General features: G+C 61.1%; 16 protein-coding genes and 4 tRNA genes. 7 read left to right on the top strand and 13 right to left on the bottom strand.

Going from position 1 to position 20750, the window contains the following annotated elements; genetic code table 11:
- Positions 1 to 408: 408 nt before the first annotated feature.
- The 3 genes from ACW73L_RS09830 (at position 409) to ACW73L_RS09840 (ending at position 3920) form a co-directional block, all read left to right on the top strand.
- Positions 409 to 2748, top strand: coding sequence for a cytochrome c3 family protein (locus ACW73L_RS09830; protein WP_498921740.1), 2340 nt, complete (start codon positions 409 to 411; stop codon positions 2746 to 2748).
- Positions 2749 to 3113: 365 nt separating this feature from the next.
- Positions 3114 to 3461 (top strand): hypothetical protein, encoded by a 348-nt coding sequence (locus ACW73L_RS09835; protein WP_498921741.1) that lies wholly within the window; start codon positions 3114 to 3116, stop codon positions 3459 to 3461.
- Positions 3462 to 3503: 42 nt separating this feature from the next.
- Entirely contained in the window at positions 3504 to 3920 is a 417-nt protein-coding gene (locus tag ACW73L_RS09840; RefSeq protein ID WP_498921742.1) for a hypothetical protein, read from the top strand.
- 66 nt (positions 3921 to 3986) lie between these two features.
- On the opposite strand, the gene ACW73L_RS09845 is transcribed toward ACW73L_RS09840, so the two are convergent.
- From ACW73L_RS09845 to ACW73L_RS09855, 3 genes are all read right to left on the bottom strand, one after another.
- A complete protein-coding gene (locus tag ACW73L_RS09845) occupies positions 3987 to 5924 on the bottom strand; it encodes a polysaccharide biosynthesis protein (protein ID WP_498921743.1) in 1938 nt (645 codons plus the stop codon).
- Between the two features lie 22 nt (positions 5925 to 5946).
- Positions 5947 to 6975 (bottom strand): MraY family glycosyltransferase, encoded by a 1029-nt coding sequence (locus tag ACW73L_RS09850; protein ID WP_498921744.1) that lies wholly within the window; start codon positions 6973 to 6975, stop codon positions 5947 to 5949.
- 138 nt (positions 6976 to 7113) lie between these two features.
- Positions 7114 to 7899 (bottom strand): TIGR01458 family HAD-type hydrolase, encoded by a 786-nt coding sequence (locus ACW73L_RS09855; protein ID WP_498921745.1) that lies wholly within the window; start codon positions 7897 to 7899, stop codon positions 7114 to 7116.
- Positions 7900 to 8269: 370 nt separating this feature from the next.
- On the opposite strand from ACW73L_RS09855, the gene ACW73L_RS09860 reads away from it, so the two are divergent.
- Positions 8270 to 8362 (top strand) — tRNA-Ser (locus ACW73L_RS09860).
- Between the two features lie 490 nt (positions 8363 to 8852).
- Here ACW73L_RS09860 and ACW73L_RS09865 read toward each other — a convergent pair.
- The 9 genes from ACW73L_RS09865 to ACW73L_RS09905 all read right to left on the bottom strand — a co-directional run bounded on the left by ACW73L_RS09865 (position 8853) and on the right by ACW73L_RS09905 (position 17630).
- Entirely contained in the window at positions 8853 to 10730 is a 1878-nt protein-coding gene (locus ACW73L_RS09865) for a SurA N-terminal domain-containing protein (RefSeq protein WP_498921746.1), read from the bottom strand.
- A gap of 77 nt (positions 10731 to 10807) precedes the next feature.
- A tRNA-Asp gene (locus tag ACW73L_RS09870) sits at positions 10808 to 10884 on the bottom strand.
- Positions 10885 to 10897: 13 nt separating this feature from the next.
- A tRNA-Val gene (locus tag ACW73L_RS09875) sits at positions 10898 to 10973 on the bottom strand.
- A 9-nt stretch (positions 10974 to 10982) separates the two neighbouring features.
- On the bottom strand, positions 10983 to 11255 hold the full coding sequence (locus ACW73L_RS09880; protein ID WP_498921747.1) for an HU family DNA-binding protein: 273 nt from the start codon (positions 11253 to 11255) through the stop codon (positions 10983 to 10985).
- Between the two features lie 180 nt (positions 11256 to 11435).
- Positions 11436 to 13865, bottom strand: coding sequence for an endopeptidase La (lon, locus tag ACW73L_RS09885; protein WP_498921748.1), 2430 nt, complete (start codon positions 13863 to 13865; stop codon positions 11436 to 11438).
- Between the two features lie 163 nt (positions 13866 to 14028).
- Positions 14029 to 15309: an ATP-dependent Clp protease ATP-binding subunit ClpX gene (clpX, locus tag ACW73L_RS09890; RefSeq protein WP_139556459.1), complete on the bottom strand. Its 1281-nt coding sequence runs from the start codon at positions 15307 to 15309 to the stop codon at positions 14029 to 14031.
- 115 nt (positions 15310 to 15424) lie between these two features.
- The gene (gene clpP / locus ACW73L_RS09895; RefSeq protein WP_328591503.1) at positions 15425 to 16045 is read right to left on the bottom strand and encodes an ATP-dependent Clp endopeptidase proteolytic subunit ClpP; all 621 of its coding nucleotides are present in this window, start codon (positions 16043 to 16045) and stop codon (positions 15425 to 15427) included.
- Positions 16046 to 16081: 36 nt separating this feature from the next.
- Positions 16082 to 17392, bottom strand: coding sequence for a trigger factor (tig, locus tag ACW73L_RS09900; protein ID WP_498921749.1), 1311 nt, complete (start codon positions 17390 to 17392; stop codon positions 16082 to 16084).
- Positions 17393 to 17545: 153 nt separating this feature from the next.
- A tRNA-Leu gene (locus tag ACW73L_RS09905) sits at positions 17546 to 17630 on the bottom strand.
- A gap of 132 nt (positions 17631 to 17762) precedes the next feature.
- On the opposite strand from ACW73L_RS09905, the gene ACW73L_RS09910 reads away from it, so the two are divergent.
- From ACW73L_RS09910 to ACW73L_RS09920, 3 genes are all read left to right on the top strand, one after another.
- Positions 17763 to 18668 (top strand): CPBP family intramembrane glutamic endopeptidase, encoded by a 906-nt coding sequence (locus ACW73L_RS09910; protein ID WP_498921750.1) that lies wholly within the window; start codon positions 17763 to 17765, stop codon positions 18666 to 18668.
- Positions 18665 to 19354 carry a class II aldolase/adducin family protein gene (locus ACW73L_RS09915; RefSeq protein ID WP_498921751.1) on the top strand — a complete coding sequence of 230 codons (690 nt, stop codon included), beginning with the start codon at positions 18665 to 18667 and terminating at the stop codon, positions 19352 to 19354. The genes ACW73L_RS09910 and ACW73L_RS09915 overlap by 4 nt, the downstream gene beginning before the upstream one ends.
- A 130-nt stretch (positions 19355 to 19484) precedes the next feature.
- The gene (locus ACW73L_RS09920; RefSeq protein ID WP_498921752.1) at positions 19485 to 19988 is read left to right on the top strand and encodes a cytochrome P460 family protein; all 504 of its coding nucleotides are present in this window, start codon (positions 19485 to 19487) and stop codon (positions 19986 to 19988) included.
- A gap of 46 nt (positions 19989 to 20034) precedes the next feature.
- Here ACW73L_RS09920 and ACW73L_RS09925 read toward each other — a convergent pair whose 3' ends face one another.
- On the bottom strand, positions 20035 to 20739 hold the full coding sequence (locus ACW73L_RS09925; protein WP_498921753.1) for a DUF2959 domain-containing protein: 705 nt from the start codon (positions 20737 to 20739) through the stop codon (positions 20035 to 20037).
- Positions 20740 to 20750 lie beyond the last annotated feature (11 nt).

The raw sequence follows: 20750 nt of genomic DNA on the forward strand, positions 1-20750 counted from the left end.
TCGCCTACCGGAACCTTGCTTGGCCGAACGGACGCAGCGGCCTTCCGGCACGAACCAAGTCATGCGGAGAAATCGGGCTCGCGCTCGGGTCTTCATTCGTCTCCCGCGGCCTTCCGCCGGCGCAGACGTAGTGATACGCTCACGTTCCCGATTATCTCCATATACCCCTTCCCCTGCGCCGATCCTGCGGCGCGGCCATGACCCTGAAAACGCATTGGATCCGCGCCCTTGCCCACCCCGGCTCACTTCCCGGACCGGCGCGCCGCCGTCAACCGCCGGTGGCCATCGGATCACGGGTAGGATGATTATCCCGCGATGAGCCGAATCAGGCGACGCAGCCGCTCCATACGCATGCCCCGCGCCTCCGGCCCACTAGTCGGGGGGAGGCCGAGCCACACCGCCGACGAGGTGTCCCTCGTCGCCAAGCCCAGGTTCGGACCTTGGACCAGCCTGTTGGCGCTGGGCCTCCTGTTGCTGATTGGCGCGCTGGCATTCCACCATTTCGGCCTGGAGCGTGGCACGAAGACGGGGGCCGAGCCCGCTGCGCTCAGTGTGGCAGGGTATGTCGGTGCCGACTCCTGTGCTGCATGCCACCGCCCGGAATACGAACGCTGGCAGCAATCGCACCACGCCGCTGCGATGTTGCCACCGGATCCGCAAAGCGTGTTGGGCGACTTCGGCGACGCCGAATACGAGCGGTACGGGCGCCGCACCAACTTTCTTCGGCACAACGGCCAGTATCTCATTCGGACCGACGGCCCGGATGGCAGCACAGCGGAATACCCGGTCAGGTATGTGTTTGGTCGGGCGCCGCTGCAGCAGTATCTGTTGCAACTCCCGGGTCAGCGACTGCAGGCGTTCTCCATCGCCTGGGACAGCCGCAACGCGCCCGAGGGTGGCCAACGCTGGTTTCACCTATATCCAGGCGAGGACATCGACTACCGCGACCCTTTGCACTGGACGGGGCCTTACCAGAACTGGAACTTCATGTGTTCGGACTGCCATTCGACGAATGTCCGGCACAACTACGATTCGCAGCACGACCGTTTCGACACCCGGTGGTCCGAAGTCAACGTGGCCTGTGAGGCCTGTCACGGGCCCGGATCGGCCCATCTGGCCTGGGCAGAGAAGCGGCAGCGTTTCTGGAACCGGTGGCGGACGGAGGATCCCGGCCGCGGGCTGGTCGTCCACTTCGAACACACAGCCGACCCGACTCGCCATGCCGCGATCATCAACGGTCGCGCGTTGCGTTTCGCGGAGAGTTCAACAATCAAGGCCTGCGCGGTATGCCACTCCCGCCGCACTGCGCTGACAAATGAGTTCCTGCCGGAGGAAGGCTACGATCAGCACTACCTCGCCGCGCTCCTGTCGGATGACTTGTATTTTGTCGATGGCCAGATCAAGGACGAGGTTTACGAGTACAACTCCTTCCAGCAGAGCAAAATGTTTGCTCGCGGCGTGGTATGCAGCGATTGTCACGATCCGCACTCCACCAGCCTTCGCGGTGATCGCAACACGGTCTGCCTGCAGTGCCATGAGTCCGCGCGCTACGAGGCCCCAACGCATCATCACCATGATCGGGCACTCCAACCCGCCGTTGGCTGCGTCGATTGTCACATGCCGCAACGCACCTACATGGTTGTGGACCCGCGGCGGGACCACAGCTTTCGCGTCCCGCGACCGGACCTGACAGAGCACTTGGGCGTTCCCAATGCCTGCCAGCAGTGCCATCGCGACAAGCCGGCGCTCTGGGCCGCAGATCAGGTCAAGCGCTGGCTGGGACGGGATGCCGCAGGCTTTCAGCACTTCGGGACAGCCCTGCAGGCAGTCCGCACCACCGCGCCCGGGGCCGAGGCACTGCTCCGCGCGGCGCTGAACGACCCGACCACGCCGCCCATCGCCAAGGGCAGTCTCCTGGAGGATGCTGGCGCCATGCTGTCAGCCATTCCGGACGCCCTGCGCCGGAGCCTGTACTCGGAGTTCGTTCCTGAGCGCCTCGGTGCCTTGCGCGCGACGCAAGTGATGCCCCTCTCGCAGCGTTGGAACCTGGCGGGTCATCTGCTGGCCGACAGCCAAAGGGCGCTGCGCATCGAAGCGGCACGCCTTCTGGCTGGAACGGGCTTGACCTCGGAACAGAGCCGCCAACTCGAGCCGCCCCTGCAGGAACTCCGAACGGCAGCCGGGATCTATGCCAGCCGACCGGAGTGGCGCATGATCGCAGGCGGTGTCGAGGCGGCCTTGGGTCACAGCACACAGGCGGTTGAGCAGTATCAAGCGGCGTTGGCCATACAGCCGGGTTTTGCGCCGGCCTATGCCAATCTGGCCGATCTCTACCGGGCGCTCGGTCAGGAAGACAAGGTGAGAGAAACGCTGTCGCAAGGGCTCAGTGCAGTTCCTAATGACGCCGGTCTTCACTATGCCCACGGACTGCACCTGGTCCGCGTCGGGCGCACGCCCGCCGGACTCGCCGAAATCAGGCGCGCAGCGGAGTTGGCCCCCGATGACAACCGGTATACCTATGGCTACGCGGTCGGCCTTTACTCCTCACGCAACAAAAAGCCCGCTTTCGACTTTCTGACAACCCACCTGCGCGCTCATCCGAACGACCGTGAGGCGCTCTACCTGCTGGCACAAATGGCGATGGAGAGCGGGCGTCACGCAACGCTGGCGCCCTATCGGTCGAGACTGGAACATTTAGCGGAAGAAGACGCACGAGCACGTCAACTGATCGAAGCACTGCCACGCTAGCGCCTGGCAGGCGGAACGCCCGATCGCTGGTTGGCTACTGAACGGCAACTGCGCAGCACCCGCATCGTCACGACTCGGATTAGGGGTAGCGAACTGCAGCGGCACCCGCATCGTCACGACTCGGATTAGGGGTAGCGAACTGCAGCGGCACCGTCGCCGCGCGAAGCCGGGGCCGCGCATCAGTGTGTCCACTGGGGGGCAATTCGAGCTTCGGAGGTGCTGGCACCCTTCCGGGTGCATAATGAGTGCTGACCCGGGCCCCTGGCAACGCCGTGCAGGCCTGGCCGAAAGCTGCGCGTTACTCACCGCTCCCGGTACGACAACACGCGCCGACCCGACATTTTCATTTTTTCTGGCAAGGACTTATGGATAACTTTTTCGGCGGACTGGGGGCTCCGATGATGCTGCTTGCCGGCGCGTTCTTCGGCATCACGGCCCTATTGTGGTTTCTTCTCCCCTTTTCGGTCTTCGGCATCAAGGCCCGGTTGGATCAGGAGATCGAACTCTTGTTGCGAATCGAAGAGCAGCTTAAGTCCCTGAATCGGAGAATGGGCACCACGGCGTCGCATGCGTCCATTGCCCCGGAACACGGCAATACCGAACTCGCAACGCCAGACAGCGCGATCACCGAGGCGTCCCCAGCCCAACACGGCGATCAATGCGATACGGCGCCCGCCCCGCCACGCGAGAACCGCTGGCAGCGCCCCGGTTGACCCTACACGCTCGGCACCCGACACCGTGGAACAGACCGCAGCATGAAAAGACCGTCCATTGTTCCGACACTGCTCGCCCCCCTACTCCTTTCCGCCTGCGCCTCGATACCGGAAGGTCCGACCGTACTGGTACTGAAAGGCGGAACAAAAACCTTTCAGCAGTTTGCTCGGGATGACACGGTATGTCGCCGTTTCGCTGCGCTCGAAGCCAGGGGTACGCCCCCCGACCAAGCCTTCATCGCAGCTACCTCGCCCGCGCCACCCGCGAGCCCGCCGGCGCTCGCCGCAACGCCTTTGTCCGCCGGTGTGCGACCGCAACAGCAGCTTTACGACATCGCCTACGCACAGTGCATGGATGACAAGGGACACCGGGTTCCCGGAGCCATGCCAGAGGAACTGCCGGCTGCGCCGTTACTCCCGGAAACGCCGCTGCCCAGCCCGGAAGCCAATACCAACTGATCTCGAATCCCGCAACCGACCCCTTCGACCGGTTGCGCCGGCATCGACACGCCGCGATGTCTGGAGTCACCCGCTAGCCGGCCGAGACGAGACGTGCGCCGACCGCGCGTCCCCATCCATATGCTCGACCCGATCGGCTCCGTCGCGGGGCGGCTCGATGGCGCCGGCCCGGCCGGGAGCGCCTACGAACTCGGGCACCAGCCATCGAAGCGCCTTAAGAATCTCGGCGTCCGCTCCGTCGCGGCAACACTCGATCAGCGCCTCGATACCCGCACGCAGGGCGTCTCCGTCAGGCACGTAGGGTTGCGCCAACCTGAGCTTGCTGTGCGCGGTCTCGAGCAATTGCTCCTGCTCGAGGAACAGTTCCTCATGCAGCTTCTCCCCCGGACGCAGTCCCGTGTAGACGATTTCGATATCGTCGCCGAGACGTTTGCCGCTCAGGCGTATCATTTGCTCGGCCAGATAGCTGATAGCGATCGGCTCACCCATATCCAGCACAAATACCTCGCCGCCCTGTCCAACGGCCGAGGCCTGCATGATCAGCTGGCAGGCTTCCGGTATGGTCATGAAATACCGGGTCACATCAGGGTGCGTGACCGTGACCGGCCCGCCCGACTGGATCTGTTCGCGAAACAAGGGCACTACGCTCCCGGCCGAATCGAGTACATTTCCGAAACGGACGGTCACGAAGCGCGTCGTGGCGCGCTGGTTCAATTCCTGAACCATCATTTCCGCAGCCCGCTTCGTGGCACCCATGACGTTCGTGGGTTTAACGGCCTTGTCGGTGGAGATCAGCACGAACTCTGCGACCCGACTTGCCACGGCAACCTCGGCCACAGTTCTCGTACCGAGCACGTTGTTCAGGACGGCCTGACGCAGCTGATACTCCAGCAGCGGGACATGCTTGTAGGCGGCCGCGTGGAACAGGATGTCCGGATGCGCTTCGGCAATGGCACGTTCGACCGCGCGCCGATCTGCGACATCGCCCAGCAGCGCGCGGAGTCGAAGGTTCGGGAAACGCCGCCCCAGTTCCTGTGAAATTCGGTAGAGGTTGAACTCGCACCGTTCGAATATCGTCAACTCGGCCACCGGAAAGCGTGCGATTTGCTTGCACAATTCGCTGCCGATCGACCCACCGCCACCGGTGACGAACACGCGCTTGCCCGCCAGATGCGCCTCCACGTTGGAGCGTTCGAGACGGACCGGGGCGCGTCCCAGAAGATCTTCGATAGACACATCGCGCAGCGCCGAACCCAGCTGCTCCGTCAAGATATCCTGAACCGACGGCAGCGTCATGAACGGCAGCTTCGTCCCTTCGCAGATCTCCACGATCCGGCGCATTTCGCGGTCGCTCGCCGACGGGACGGCAATCAGGATCACGTCGATGTCGAGACGGACGACCAGATTCGGTATGTGGTCGCAGCCAGCGCGTACCCGGAGGCCATGAATCTCACGCCCGCGCTTACTCGCGTCGTCGTCGACGAAGGCGATCGGGACGTACGGGCTCCCGCGATCCCGCCGCAGGTCGCGCACGAGTGCCTCGCCCGCGTTGCCGGCTCCGACGACCAGCGCCCGCTGACCGTCGCGTAATGACGCCGATCGATCCTTCCAAATTCGATACAGCAATCGTGGGGAGCTGAGCATCAAGGTCAGCAACACGACGTAGAGGGGCAGCACGGAGCGCGGCACGCCCTCGAGCCGGTTCGTCACGAAAGTAACGCTGGCGATGACCAGGGCTCCCGTTGCGACGGCCTTCACGATGCGCAGCAGGTCCGGCACCGATGCGAAGCGCCAAACGCCACGGTAAAGCCCGAAGATCCGCAACGAGATGCCCTGTACGACAACGACTACCGGCAACCATTTGAAGGCCGCATCCCAGTAGGCCTGCGGGATCTCACCGAGATTGAAGCGGAGCCAGTAGGCCCCCAACCAGGCCATCACGACCATCGTCAGGTCGTGAATGAAGATGGCCGCTCTGGCCCGGAGCTTCGACAACATGTTCATCGGGACGGGACGGCAGGAAGGGTTACGGATCGCCAGCCTTAAGCCGCACGACCAAAGTGAGCAGCGGCAGGAGGGCGATGCCGAGTAACGGGACCGCCCAGTTTGGCCAGCGCTGCGCGGCGAACGCGCAAGGTAAAAGCCACAAGGTGTTGATGCAGAGCGCGTAGATTACCACGGGCCGATGCCCACCCAATATCGTCGCGGCCTTCTGATAGGCGTGGAGACGATGCGGCGAGTACCACCGCTGACCGGTTATGAACCGCCGCGCGAGGGTATAGGTGGCGTCGACAACGAACAGGCCGTTCAAGATTACCCATACCGGTAATCCGAGCCCGCCGCCTGGGCTCCTCATGTCGGCCAGCGCGATCAGCGCCAGGGAATAGCCGATGAAGCCGCTCCCGACATCACCCAGGAAGATCTTTGCGGGCGGCCAGTTCCACCACAGAAAGCCCGCGCTGGCGGCCGTCAACACAGCCAGTGCGGCGCTGGTCGCACCGAGTCCCTCGGGCTGCATGGCCATTAGGGCCAGAGCACCGCCGGCCACGAAGATCGCCTCGGTTCCGGCAATCGCATCGATGCCATCCATGAAATTGAACAGGTTCAGGGACCAGAGCAGCCACAACAGCGCGAAGCCCGTGCCGAACCAACCCAGAGACAGCGTCCACGAACCCAGGGGCAGTTCAGGAAATCCTCCGATCAGCCCGATCGCGACGGTCCCGGCCGCGGTGTGCGCCGCGAGCCTCACGCCGGCGGGAACGTGTCCGTGGTCATCCCAAAAGCCGGCACCGGCAACAATCAGCCCGCTGCCCAGCAGGCCCAGGAAGGCGGGCGACATGGCGCCGCTCATAACCGCTGCGAAACACCCGGCGAAAAAGGCCAGGACCACGGCCAAACCACCACCCCGCGGGGTTGGCACACGGTGAGAGCTCCTGTCGTTCGGCACATCGATGAGCCGCCTCAGCGCATACTGTCGGATCAGGCCCGTCATGAGCCAAGCTGCAATGGTAACGCCGGGGAGCGTCGTCAATACCCCCTCCTCTATCGAATCCAAATCGACTCCTTCGTCTCACTCGGCCGGATCGCAGCGTCGCGCTGACGAATCATCATCACGCCCGCCCGCCATGTCATGGGGTCACGCGACACCTCCGAAGACACTTGTATTGTCATCTGCTTAGCGGGAGCGCAATGCCTAAACAAGTCCGAGAAGGGCTGGGAGTTCTCGGAATGAGGCGATGATCGCATCGGGATGGATTTCGCTGGCATCTACATAGGTCTGTCGAAATTTTCCCGTTCGGGTGAGTACTCCGCGGATGCCAAGCCGCTGTGCGCCTCCGATGTCGGCGTCAATGTCGTCGCCAACCATGATCACCTCGCTCGAATCTGCCCCAAGGTCTGCGAGCGCAATGCGGAAAAAATCCGCCGATGGCTTACCCATGACCAGCGCTGCACGCCCTGTCGCATACTCCAGCGCCGCAACGAACCCACCGATATCCATACGTAGTCCGGTGCGCGTTTGCCAGAACCGATTCTTGTGCACCGCGAGTAACTGACCGCCATTCATCAGTCGATTGAAGACTCCGTCCAGCACCCCCCGTGTCAGCGCGTCTCCAATGTCGCCGAGCACCACAAAGTCGGCCTGATCGAGTCCCACCTGAGGAATGTCGTTAAAGTCTGCCCGAATATCTTCGGCCAGCAAGAGACAGCAGCTTGACCCCGGGCGTTCCCGCAAATACCGATGCACTGCCGCCGGGGCACTGAGGATCTCATGCCGTTCGACCGGCAGGCCCATGTCGAGCAGCTTGCGATGGAGCGCCTGCGAGCTGAGCGTACTGGTGTTGGTCGCGAAACGGCAGTTCAGGCCTGCCGTCTTAAGGCGCGCAAGCGCCTCCGCAGCCCCCTCAACGGGCTCTTGGTCAACGAAGAGCACACCATCCAAATCGATGATGAGGGCCTTCAAGACGTTCGGCAGGGTCATCGCAGCGACGATCCTCGGGTCGGTCAATTGATCAAGGGCACGCGGACGGGGACGGGGACGCGATGCTGCAAGCGCAAAGGCGTACAGCGCAAAAAGTCATCTTATTACTGGGGCAGCAAGCGACGAGTCGGATCATGACTGCGCGCAGTTTAATGCGGGCTTCGCCGAAACGCAGCACCGGTGGGCCCTGCTGTCCGGCAAGGGGGTCACTGGCCCACGAGGGCTCCTTACCCGAGCGCTCCGTCCGACGGACAAGGAGCCAGCGCTGCCAGCCGCCCGATCAGCCCCCTCGACCACACCCGGGGGCCCTTGGACCGCCACACCGATTCAACTTTCGCGCGAATTCCGTTATGATACGAAGCTCGATACAGGAGAGGTACCGAAGCGGTCATAACGGCGCCGACTCGAAATCGGATGGTCGGAGAGATCCGGCACGCGGGTTCGAATCCCGCCCTCTCCGCCACTCATCGACGATTCTACAAAGCGCGTACGGGATATCAGGCGACGGACCGCAAGATCGGTCTCCGACCGCGTAAATGCCGAGTATCATGCGAGCGCATTTCTGCATCGGACGTCCGACTAACGTCTTAGTCTCGCGGAAAATCTAGCGCACAATGCCCTAGCCCACGCCGATAATCCAATGTTCGGGATCACCCAGGTCGGGCGCTATCGGAACTGCACCACAGCGCTGAGCACGAACTTACCCACGAAAACGCGGGTTCAGCTTCAGCCAACAGCGGAGACCATGAAGCGGAATCCAGACCGAGCGGATGCGCGGTCACCGACGCCCCTGCAGCACAGTTGCGGCTGAGCCCCGAGCCCTAGCCGCTGACCCTTGATGGGACCGTTTGTTCGACGAGGCTACCCAGAAGAGCTCCCGTATGCAGCGGGGGTATGTGGCACCGGCAGACGCAGCGTCGGGTCGCGACGGGCGACCACTGTATCTTTGCGGTTCAAGGCTGTTCCGAGCGTTTGATTTCGACGTCAGACTCTCGCCGCAACTGATCGACCCAGGCGGTAAACTGCCGCTGGCCTACATAGTTGTTCAGATACTCTCTCAGACGCGCGAGTTCCTGATCTCCCTCTCCCGGTTTATCGTCAACCACGGACTTCAACTGATAGACGGCTTGCGAACCATCGTCGATCGCTACCAACCCGTTGATGTGCTGCGCTTCCTTGGGTCGGCCTGCGCCGAACACTGCGGTGACCAAAGGCTCCGGGAGGGCGTCGGAGTCACGACGGAATGGAGCGGGTGACTGCACCTGCACGCGCAAGGCCTTGGCTTGATCCGCCAGTGTCGCACCGCCATCCAGCGCCTTTACCGTGTCCATCGCACGCTGCTGCGTCAGGGCGACAGAGCGCTCATGCCGAATGCGCTCGATGACCTGGGCCCGAACGGCGTCCAAGGCACGGTCTGCCGCCGGGCGATGTTCGCGAACCCGGATGACTGCGACCTCTTCGGGGCTCAGCTCGATCAGATCGCTGTTCTTACCGTTCAGAACGTCTTCGCTGAAAGCAGCGTCCCGGACCGCAGGTTTGGCGGCGAATCCCTCGCCCGTGTCACGCGTGAAGGGCGTGCTGCTTTGCACGGACTTCCCGAGCATCTTGGCGGCCGGCTCCAGGGTATCCGGGTGTTCGAACGAAAGCTCAGTCAGCTTCTGGCCGAGCTCGTAAAACCGGTTGTCGGCTGCGTTTCGCTGAAACATTTTGACGAGTTCCGGCTTGGCCTGTTCGAAGCTTTTGGTGCTTCCGGGCTCCAGTTCCGTCGTCTGGATCAAGTGGTAACCGAAAGGGGTGCGCACCGGATCCGAGACCTGCCCCTGCCCCAATACCTTCACCGCTTTCTCCAGGGCGGGGTCGATGGTTCCTTTGGCCAGAACGCCCAGGTCTCCACCCTTGGCCGCAGATACGGTGTCCTCCGATTGCTCCTTCGCCAGCTTCGCAAAGGCTTCTCCGTTTGCCAGCCGTTCTCGTATCGCCTGAATCTTCGCCAGAGCCGCCTTGTCAGCATCCGCATTGCCTTCCTCGGCAGCGATCAGTATGTGGCTCACACGCCGCCGCTCCTCGGTCGTAAAGGCGCCCTTCTGCTCCTCGTAGAAGCTGCGGAGTTCTGACTCGTTGGGATTTACGCTACCGGCCAGTTCGTCCAAGGTCAGCAACAGATAATCTATGCTAACGGTTTCCGGTTCACGGAAATCCGCCCGATGCGTTTCGTAATAAGCACTTATATCCGACTCGGTCACCGGCTGCTCTGATTTCAGAGATGGGATCACGACATAATTAATGGAGCGCTGCTGGTTCCGGAGCCGATAAAGGGACTCGACCTGAACCTCAGGCACCAGCGCACTGTCCGTGATACCGCGCTGGTATTGCTCCATTGCCATTGCGCGTCGCACTTGCTCGGCATACTCGGCGGGAGAAAGATTCTGCGATGCCAGAAGCTGACGATACTTCTCCCTGTCGAACGCACCATCGGTCTGAAAATAGGGCAACGCCTGCAGAAAATCACGGACGCCGTCATCGCTGACCCGCAACTGGTGCGCATCGGTGGCTTCGGCGATCAACTCCTCACGAATGAGCCGCTCCAGCGACTGCCGCTTGATCTCCTTCTCGTCGAACTGCGCCAGACTTGGCATGCTCTGGAGACTCTGTTCGTAGGCTCGATTTACGTCCCGCTCATACAGCTTGCGCTTTCCGACTACAGCCAACGGGCTTTCCTGCCCGGTGTCCAGGTAGTTTTGAATCCCCCAGAGGGCGAAAGGAACACCAATGATGATGAGCAACACCCAGGAAAAAATTCCATGGGCACGGTCACGTATTGCCTGCAGCATGGGGCAAACCTGCGGATTCGAATCGGAATCTGGATAAGAAAAACCCCGAAACGAATGTTCGGGGTTTATTCAACTATTGGCGGAGCGGACGGGGCTCGAACCCGCGACCCCCGGCGTGACAGGCCGGTATTCTGACCAACTGAACTACCGCTCCAAAACTGGCTGGGTGGTGGGTGCTGTAGGGATCGAACCTACGACCCTCGCCTTGTAAGGGCGATGCTCTCCCAGCTGAGCTAAGCACCCAAAGAATGCCTAGCTTACAGCATCTTTCAGTGCTTTTCCAGGCTTGAAAGAAGGAATCTTTGCTGCCTGGATCGTGATCGTGTCACCCGTTTGAGGATTCCGGCCCTGCCGCTCTGCGCGCGACTTTACGGCAAACGTACCAAAACCGACCAGGGAGACCGTGTCCTCCTGCTTCAGCGCTGCGGTGATAGCGTCGATAACCGCATCGACCGCGCGACCGGCCTCCGCTTTATTCAGGTCGGTGGCATCCGCGACCGCCTGAATCAATTCCGCTTTATTCATCTAGTTACGTCCCCCGTCCAGTGTCTTGGTCATGAGTCTTTGTTCCTTTTGCGCGTTTACAGCCAAGCATCGCCAGCCCGACGCAGACTTTAGCAACTGCAAAAAACGCGTGTCAAGCAAGAAGTCCTTGTCCCGCGCGCGTTCCAGGCGCTTGCGAGTTGCCTTCGAGGTGGGTTGCGATCAGTGCGCGGTGACCATCCCTGCGCTGCCATTCTGCTTCGCACCCGCGTCAACCTCGGCTGACACCCCTTCAGACTGGAGCGGCTCCGGCATGTGCTGCAGCGCCGTACGCAATACCTCATCAATCCATTTGACGGTAACGATCTTCAGGTCTTGCTTGATGTTCTTGGGTATGTCGACCAGATCCTTTTCGTTTTCCTGCGGGATTACGACCGTTGTGATGCCTCCGCGGTGAGCAGCCAGCAGCTTTTCCTTCAGGCCACCGATCGGCAGAACCTCGCCCCGCAGTGTGATCTCCCCGGTCATCGCCACATCCGATCGAACCGGGATCTTCGTCAGAGCCGAGATCAACGCAGTGCACATGCCGATGCCCGCACTCGGCCCATCCTTCGGGGTGGCCCCTTCCGGAACGTGCACATGCATGTCATGCTTCTGGTAGAAGCTCGCTTCTATACCCAGATGATCCGTGCGCGACCGAGCCACGGTAATGGCCGTCTGAATCGACTCCTGCATGACCTCCCCGAGTTTGCCAGTGTAGGTCTGCTTTCCCGTGCCCGGGATCACCACGGCCTCGATGGTCAACAGTTCGCCGCCGACCTCAGTCCAGGCAAGGCCCGTGACCTGCCCCACCTGATCCTGCTCCTCGGCTCGTCCGTACCGAAAGCGCGAGACCCCAAGGAAATCCGACAAATTGCGGTGCGTCACCGTGACGCGCTTCGTGCTCGGCTTCAAAACCAGATTCTTTACGACCTTACGACAGATTTTCGCTATCTCGCGCTCGAGATTACGTACCCCTGCCTCACGGGTGTAAAACCGGACGATATCGCGTATCGCGCTTTCGCTGATTTGAATCTCCTGAGCCTTCAAACCGTTGTTCTTCAACTGCTTGGGCACCAGATAACGAATTGCGATGTTGATCTTTTCGGCCTCGGTATAGCCGGCGATCCGGATGACCTCCATGCGGTCCAACAAGGGTGCCGGGATGTTCAGGGTGTTGGCTGTCGCGATGAACATCACCTCCGAGAGGTCGAAATCGACCTCGAGGTAGTGATCGCCGAAGGTGTGATTCTGCTCCGGATCCAGTACCTCGAGCAAAGCAGAGGCCGGATCACCACGGAAATCCATCGACATCTTGTCGATCTCATCAAGCATGAAGACCGGATTGCAGGTCTTCACCTTGGACAAATTTTGCAGGATCTTGCCGGGCATCGACCCGATATAGGTCCGCCGATGGCCGCGGATCTCAGCCTCGTCCCGAACGCCGCCCAAGGCCATACGCACGTATTTCCGATTCGTCGCGCGTGCAATCGATTGGCCCAAGGAGGTCTTTCCCACGCCAGGCGGCCCGACCAGACAGAGAATGGGACCCTTCATCTTCTTGACGCGCTGTTGCACCGCCAAGTACTCGACGATACGCTCCTTGACCTTATCCAGGCCATAGTGCTCGCGTTCCAGAACTTCCTCGGCCTTGGCCAGGTCATTGCTGACCTTCGTCCGCTTCTTCCACGGCATACCGACCATCCAGTCGATATAGTTCCGCACGACCGTCGCCTCCGCCGACATCGGCGACATCAGCTTGAGCTTGTTCAACTCCGCCTCTGCCTTCTGGCGCGCGGCCGGTGACATTCCGGATTTCTGAATCTTCCTCGCCAGTTCCTCGAACTCGTTCGGCGCGTCCTCCATTTCACCAAGTTCTTTCTGAATGGCCTTCATCTGCTCGTTCAGATAGTACTCGCGCTGGTTCTTCTCCATCTGCTGCTTGACGCGTCCGCGGACTCTTCGCTCAAGCTCCAGCATGTCGTTCTCACCCTCCATGAGGGTGATCAACTTCTCCAGCCGGATCACGATATCCATCGTCTCGAGGATGCTCTGCTTCTCCTCGATCTTGATCGTCATGTGGGCCGCGATCGTGTCCGACAGCCGACTCGCGTCGTCGATCCCGGAAAGTGAGTTGACGACTTCGGGGGGTATCCGCTTGTTCAGCTTGACGTATTGATCGAACGTGGTAACAGCGGTCCGCATCAGCACGTCGACTTCCTGTTCCGTCAGGCTGACTTCCTCAGCCATCCGCGATACCTCGGCCACGTAGTGGCGATCCTGTGCGACGTAGCGCTCGACGCGGCTTCGTTGCTCGCCCTCGACCAGGACCTTCACCGTGCCATCGGGCAACTTCAAGAGTTGCAAGATGTTCGACAGGGTGCCCACCGCGTACAGGTCCTCGAACGCGGGATCGTCGATCTCCGCATCTTTCTGTGCGACCAGCAGAATCTGCTTGTTGTCCTTCATCGCGACATCGAGTGCGACGATCGACTTCTCGCGCCCCACGAAGAGCGGAATGACCATGTGGGGGTAGACGACGACATCGCGTAGCGGGAGAACCGGAACGACGATGGCGGATGAACCGGGCAACTGGGGATTGGAATTTTCCATGGATAGGCGTGCCGATGTCTGGTTTTAGTTGCTCTGCATGGACATGGGGACGAGGGCCCGCACAAACAAGCGGAAGAGACCGTTTAAATTTCCGCTTGGAGAGGAGCAGCCCGACACCCGCCGGGCTGAAAGAGGACGATGGGCAGAAAAAGCGCCCTAAAGTTCAATCCGCGCCGGCACACTGCCGCTCGGTGCTTTTATAAATGGTATACGGCTCTGACTCGCCCTTGATGACTTTCTCATCGATCGCGACTTTGGCGATGTGCTGGGCCGAGGGCAACTCGTACATCGTGTCGAGCAGAACATGCTCGAGGATGGTCCGTAAGCCACGGGCGCCCGTCTTCCTCTCCATAGCCTTGCGGGCGATGGCGCTCAGAGCGTCATCCCGGATCTCCAGTTCGCACCCTTCCATTTCGAACAGCTTGCGATACTGGCGCAGCAGCGAGTTTTTCGGTTCGGTCAGAATCCGCACCAAGGCCGACTCATCGAGTTCCTCGAGGGTCGCAACCACGGGCAGGCGACCCACGAACTCGGGGATCAAACCATACCGGATCAGATCCTCAGCCTCGACATCCGACAGGATTTCGCCCACATTCCGCTGGTCGTCCTTGCTCTTTACATCGGCCGAGAAGCCGATTCCACCCCGCTCCGATCGCGCGCGGATGATCTTGTCGAGTCCGGCAAACGCCCCGCCACAGATGAAAAGGATGTTGGCCGTGTTGACCTGAAGGAATTCCTGCTGAGGGTGCTTGCGCCCGCCCTGCGGCGGCACCGAGGCAACGGTGCCCTCGATCAATTTCAACAGCGCCTGCTGGACCCCCTCGCCGGATACGTCGCGCGTGATCGACGGGTTGTCGGACTTCCGCGAAATCTTGTCGATCTCGTCAATATAAACGATCCCCTGCTCGGCCTTTTCGACATCGTAATCGCATTTCTGCAGGATCTTCTGGATGATGTTTTCAACGTCCTCGCCGACATAGCCCGCCTCTGTAAGGGTCGTGGCATCGGCGATCGTAAAAGGGACATCCAGCAAGCGCGCGAGGGTCTCGGCGAGCAAGGTCTTGCCGGAACCGGTCGGGCCGATCAGCAAGATATTGCTCTTGGCCAGTTCGACGTCACTCTTCTTCGAATTCGAATGGATCCGCAATCGCTTGTAGTGGTTGTAGACCGCAACGGCAAGGATCCGCTTGGCCTTCTCCTGCCCGATCACGTATTCGTCGAGGACCGCCTTGATTTCCTTGGGCTTGGGCAGTTTGTCGACGCTGGCGGCAACATTTTCCTGGAGTTCTTCCCGGATGATGTCGTTGCACAGTTCCACGCATTCATCGCAGACGAAGACAGCAGGCCCGGCGATCAGTTTGCGGACTTCGTGCTGGCTCTTGCCGCAAAACGAACAGTACAGCAGCCGTCCGCCTCCGTCTTTGCCATGCTTCTCATCACTCATCGATCACTCCTCGTTTCTCGGACCGCGAAGGTGGTTGATTAAGAGCAGAAGGGCGCTCACGCACACCCCTGTCGAACGATAGGCCCGACAACATCATCGGCCGCACCGCACTCCGTCAACGGTTGGACAGCACGCGGTCAATGAGACCGTACTCCACTGCCTCGTCACCACTCATGAAGTTGTCGCGATCCGTATCGACCTGGATTTTCTCCATCGGCTGACCGGTATGGTTTGCAAGAATACGATTCAAGCGATCCCGCGTCGCGAGGATCTCGCGCGCATGAATGTCGATATCACTGGCCTGACCCTGAAATCCACCCAGCGGCTGATGGATCATTACGCGCGAATGCGGTAGCGCGTAGCGCTTGCCTGCAGCCCCACCGGCCAGCAGCAGTGCACCCATGCTCGCGGCTTGACCAACGCATAACGTGCTCACATCTGGCTTGATGAACTGCATCGTGTCGTAGATCGCCAAACCGGCAGTCACCAGTCCGCCCGGTGAGTTGATATAAAGGTGTACATCCTTGTCCGGGTTTTCGGACTCCAGGAACAATAACTGGGCGATGATCAGGTTGGCGCTGTAATCTTCGACAGGCCCGACCAAGAATATCACCCTTTCCTTGAGGAGTCGCGAGTAGATGTCGAAGGCCCGCTCGCCCCGGGCAGACTGTTCGATCACGATCGGGACCAGCCCGCTTGCCCGCGTTGCGTGTTCGTTCGGAAAGTCGCGCATCATGCCTTCATTCGCCTGCTGCAAAGTCGATTAAGAGATTCACTGGCCGGACACGGCGGGCTGCATCAACTCCTGGAAGCCGATGGTCTCATCGGTGACGCGGGCCCGTTCCAGAACCCACGCAACGACTTCATCTTCCAGCACGAGATTTTCGATCTCACGCAAGTGGTCGGCATTTGAATAATACCAGTGAATCACCTGATCCGGTTGCTCGTAGCTCGCCGCCATCTCCTCGACCGTTTCACGCACTTTTTTCGGATTGGCCTTGAGCTGATTCACTTCGATCAACTGATTCAGGATCAGGGCCAGAGCCACGCGGCGCCGAGCCAGCGGTTCATACTTCTCGCGCAGTGCCGCCTCATCGACCGACTGTCCGGTCTTCCCCGCGCGCTCGACTTGCGGCGATATCAGGTCCTTGATCTCCGATTCGACCAGCGTGCTGGGCAGCACGATCGGATTCCGCTGGTAAAGCATATCCATCAGCGCCGTCTTGGTCCGGGACTTGAGACCGCGCTGCATCTCCCGCTCCATGTTCTCGCGAACGTCCCGCCGCAAGGCTTCCAGATCGCCATCCTCGATGCCCAGCGACTTGGCAAACTCGGCGTCCAGATCGGGCAGAACAGTTTCCTCAACGCTGGCTACCTCGACATCGAAATGGCCCGACTTTCCCGCCCATTTGCTGTTGTGGTAGTCGGTCGGGAACTCCAGATCGAAGACGAGCGATGCGCCGGCGACGGCACCCTCCAATTGGCCCTCGAAACCGGGAATCGTCTGGTTGCCACCGAGCACGACCGGGAAATTCTGAATTCTCTCCTCCGACAGGCTTTCCCCATCGACGTTCCCGGAGAAATGCACCGTGACCCGGTCACCGGTGGCGGCGGGACGCTCCACCGCGCGCCAACTCCGGCGCTGATCCCTGAGGCGCTCAATCATGCTGTCGACATCCTGCTCGGCAATTGACGAGGTGTAGCGCTTCACGTCGAGCGTCTCCACCGGCATCAGGACGAACTCGGGGAAGACCTCGAACGCCGCCTCATACTCGAGACCACTGCCCTCGTCCGCCGCCTTGGTGCTGATGTGGGGCATGCCGGCCGGGCGCAGTTTTTCGTCGCGCACCGCCTGCGCAAAGGTGGACTCGATCAGATCGCCGAGGACCTCCTCGCGCACCTTCGCGCCAAAGCGCTTTTTGATCAGGGTCGCAGGGACTTTCCCGGGGCGAAACCCGTCGAACTTGGCTTCCCTGGCCAGCGACTGAAGCCGGGAATTCACCCGTTCGCGGATGGTCGCTTCCGGGACCTGAACAGTCAGCTTCCGATTCAACTCATCAATCCTTTCGACGGAAATTTGCATCGACTTAATCCTCGGCTCAAAAACAATTCACGAAAATGTTGCAGGGGGTGTCGCCAGAACTGACCCGGTATGACTGACGGCGGGTCCAGCGAGAGCGGCTGCCGCAGCGTCCCGACAGGAGAGACGACCACAGAGCGCGCGCAAGGGAAATGCTGGTGCGAATGGAGAGACTCGAACTCTCAAGGGTTACCCCACTGGAACCTAAATCCAGCGCGTCTACCAGTTTCGCCACATTCGCAAGGTCTATGGTCCTGAATTATACTCGTTTGTCTTGGCGCTTGCCGAGCCCGGGCTTTCTCCATCGGCTGCGCCCGGGCTTCCCCGCCCCTCGCCGCCCCTCTCCAAACACACGGAACAACCGCTCTCACGCATGCCAATCTCCCGCTTTGCAGCGCTGCTGCTTGCCCCACTGATCTACCTCTCGATCGTGGTCACCGTGGCCGCTTTGGTGGCCTATGGCGTCCATCTCATGACGCTGGGAGCACTGAACTTCAGCCTGGTCGTGTCACGGGGCGCCCAAATCGTGTTGCTACTGAGCCTGATCCCTTTGGGGCGGGCGCTGGGACTGCAGCGGGCCGACATCGGCCTGCCCGGCAACTCCAGGCTAGGCTGGAAGCAGTTGCTGTGGGGTCTCGGAATCGGCATCGCGATTTTATCGGTCCACGTAACGGTCATGATCCAACTCCAGATATTCAAACCAAACCCGGCGATCAGACCTACCCTCGCTGACTTTACTTCAGCGGTGCCTGCGGCACTCGCCAGCGGGTTGCTCGTGGCAACGATGGAAGAACTCATTTTCCGCGGAGTCATGTTGGCCGCATTGGTTCGACTCGGCGGCTGGCTCGGCGCGGCGGGAGTAACGGCCGCGTATTACGCAATCCTGCATTTCGTCAAGAACGACCTGCGCCCCGCTGGCGACGAGGTCAAGTGGTACTCCGGCTTCTCAATCCTTTCCGACGGCCTTGATTACCTGATGACCGAGACGCGCCTCGATGCACTGCTGGCTCTGTTTTGCGCGGGCCTTTTCCTGGCCGTCGTGCGGTGGATTCGCCGCGATGGCCTGATGCTCTGCATCGGCATTCACGCCGGCTGGGTGCTGGTGATCAAGCTAGCCCGGCGTTACACGAACCCGGACCCCCACAAACCGCTGTCGTTTCTTGTCAGTCCCTATGATCAGGTCATCGGCTACGGGGCCGCTGGCTGGATCATCCTAGTGCTCGCATTGACGGCCTATGTCGCATGGCGAAGACGACCGGCCCGAGCCATGCATTCATGAGCGGCTGCACACCGGGCGCGGACTCGGCGGAAACCGAAGGCGTCACGAAATTCGCCCTGGATTTCGTCGTGACGCCGCCGGTAGAGCCCGGCTTGATCGTAACGCTCAACGCCTGGCGCACGGTGCTGCACCGACTCGGCCTTACCGCACGCGATCCCCTGCGGTATGGCGGACTCGCCTATGGCAACGTCAGCCAGCGTCTCTCGCCCGCCACGGGTGCCGAATCCGCTTCGGCCTTCCTGATCAGCGGCACCCAAACCGGTGGGCTGCCAGTCCTCGATTCACAACATTACAGCTGCGTGACCAGTTACAACCTGAGCCGGAACTGGATTTCCGCAACGGGCCCCCTGCCCCCGTCATCTGAAGCCCTGACCCACGCTGCCCTCTATAGCGCCGACCCGCGGGTTAGCTGTGTGATTCACGTCCATTCGCCGGAAATATGGCAACTCCGGTCCGAGTTGAAACTGACGACCGTGCCCCCGGAAGTCGCCTACGGCACACCCGAAATGGCCTATGCGATTGCGGCCGCTGCGAAACGCGAGAGCTTTCCCGTCGTCGCCATGGCGGGACATCGCGATGGCGTGATCAGTTGCGGGGCTACCGTCCGAGACGCGGCCGAACGCATGATCGAGACCCTCGCCCACGCGCTGGCACTCGGCGCCGCCGCTTCGCCCGATCAGGAATGACGATCTGGCGCCTCGGATAGGCCTTTCCACACCGGGTACGTCAAGAGACACTCGCGCGTTTTGCTGCTGCCCCGCCTTTCTGCTAGCGCGTCGCCGCCTGGCAGCCCATAACTTACGAAGGATCCACGCGATGAGATGCTACGCCCAGCTGATTGCGGCCGCCGTGTTGGCCACCCTGACGAGTCTGACAGCCGCCGCTGAGCTGAAGCCCGCGCCGAACGGGCTCCAGCGCCCGGAGGGCTACCAGGACTGGCGCTTGATCGGCGTATCGCATCGCACCGAGAACGGGACTCTGCGCGCCATCCTCGGAAACGATGTCGCCATCGCTGCAGCGCGCGAGGGACAGACCAAACCTTGGCCTGAAGGCGCCGTCCTTGCCAAGATCGTGTGGAAGGAACGCAGCCACCCGAAATTCGCCACCGCGATCGTGCCCGACGCACTCGTTCACACCGAGTTCATGGTGAAGGACTCGGCTCGGTACGCCACAACCGGCGGCTGGGGGTTCGGGCGCTGGCTGGGAACGGAACAGCGGCCCTACGGCACGGATGCGAATTTCGCGCAGGAGTGTTTTGGCTGCCATGCCGGAGCGAAGGACAGCGACTGGGTCTTCACGACCCCCGTCCACCTGCCCTGAGCACCCTGCGTCGGCGCCCCTCCGCCCGGTCCGACACTGACGGCGATCACCCGTCGACCGACAGCGCGCGCGGCCCATTGAGCGTGCGCACGAAGTCATTCGCGCGGCCGATCGACCGTTCCATCGCACCGATCAAGCCGGCAACATTGTTGGTCATGCCGACTAATTCATCCTCCAGATACACGATGGCCTGCGCATTCAGGTTGTGTTTCAGATAAAGGACCTGATCCTGGAACACGCCCAGCACGGGTCCGATCTTGCTTTCGGCGCGGCGCATTGCGGTGATCAGCTGACCGTAATGTTGTTGGGTTTGTTTGAGCTTCTGGCGGCTGGCAGCGCGCAGGCTGCGATTGCTGTACTGATCCAGCTCGCTCTCCCACTCCTGAAACAGCGCTTCCGCTACGTCCTGCACCGCATCGATGCGATCCTTCACGGCCAAGGCCTTGGCGGCGCTGTAATCGAACTCGATCTTCAACTGGCGATAAACGTCGTCCAACTCGCCGCCGTCGAAATGGGTCAACGCCGAGAATTTGTCGAGCGCGCTCTGGAACTGGTCTTTCGCCTCTTCCAGGCTGTCACGCGCGTTTTCGACGCGCGCGATGAGGATATCGCGCTTGTGCTGGCCCACTGACTCGACCGCGCGAAAGTAAAACCGCTGGCAGGCGGACACCACAAGACGAATGATGGGGTTCCACAGTCGCCTGCCAACTTCACTCAACGTCAAATCGTGTTCGGGGTCGTATCGGCTCATGGTCTTACGAG

The sequence above is a fragment of the Methylolobus aquaticus genome (assembly GCF_054172105.1).

Excerpts from the sequence above, each read along its gene's own strand:
- ACW73L_RS09845 (WP_498921743.1), bottom strand. The coding sequence starts at position 5,924 with ATGAACATGTTGTCGAAGCTCCGGGCCAGAGCGGCCATCTTCATTCAC.
- ACW73L_RS09925 (WP_498921753.1), bottom strand. The coding sequence starts at position 20,739 with ATGAGCCGATACGACCCCGAACACGATTTGACGTTGAGTGAAGTTGGC.
- clpX (WP_139556459.1), bottom strand. The coding sequence starts at position 15,309 with ATGAGTGATGAGAAGCATGGCAAAGACGGAGGCGGACGGCTGCTGTAC.
- tig (WP_498921749.1), bottom strand. The coding sequence starts at position 17,392 with ATGCAAATTTCCGTCGAAAGGATTGATGAGTTGAATCGGAAGCTGACT.
- ACW73L_RS09865 (WP_498921746.1), bottom strand. The coding sequence starts at position 10,730 with ATGCTGCAGGCAATACGTGACCGTGCCCATGGAATTTTTTCCTGGGTG.
- ACW73L_RS09855 (WP_498921745.1), bottom strand. The coding sequence starts at position 7,899 with ATGACCCTGCCGAACGTCTTGAAGGCCCTCATCATCGATTTGGATGGT.
- ACW73L_RS09915 (WP_498921751.1), top strand. The coding sequence starts at position 18,665 with ATGAGCGGCTGCACACCGGGCGCGGACTCGGCGGAAACCGAAGGCGTC.
- lon (WP_498921748.1), bottom strand. The coding sequence starts at position 13,865 with ATGGAAAATTCCAATCCCCAGTTGCCCGGTTCATCCGCCATCGTCGTT.
- clpP (WP_328591503.1), bottom strand. The coding sequence starts at position 16,045 with ATGATGCGCGACTTTCCGAACGAACACGCAACGCGGGCAAGCGGGCTG.
- ACW73L_RS09840 (WP_498921742.1), top strand. The coding sequence starts at position 3,504 with ATGAAAAGACCGTCCATTGTTCCGACACTGCTCGCCCCCCTACTCCTT.
- ACW73L_RS09920 (WP_498921752.1), top strand. The coding sequence starts at position 19,485 with ATGAGATGCTACGCCCAGCTGATTGCGGCCGCCGTGTTGGCCACCCTG.
- ACW73L_RS09835 (WP_498921741.1), top strand. The coding sequence starts at position 3,114 with ATGGATAACTTTTTCGGCGGACTGGGGGCTCCGATGATGCTGCTTGCC.
- ACW73L_RS09910 (WP_498921750.1), top strand. The coding sequence starts at position 17,763 with ATGCCAATCTCCCGCTTTGCAGCGCTGCTGCTTGCCCCACTGATCTAC.
- ACW73L_RS09880 (WP_498921747.1), bottom strand. The coding sequence starts at position 11,255 with ATGAATAAAGCGGAATTGATTCAGGCGGTCGCGGATGCCACCGACCTG.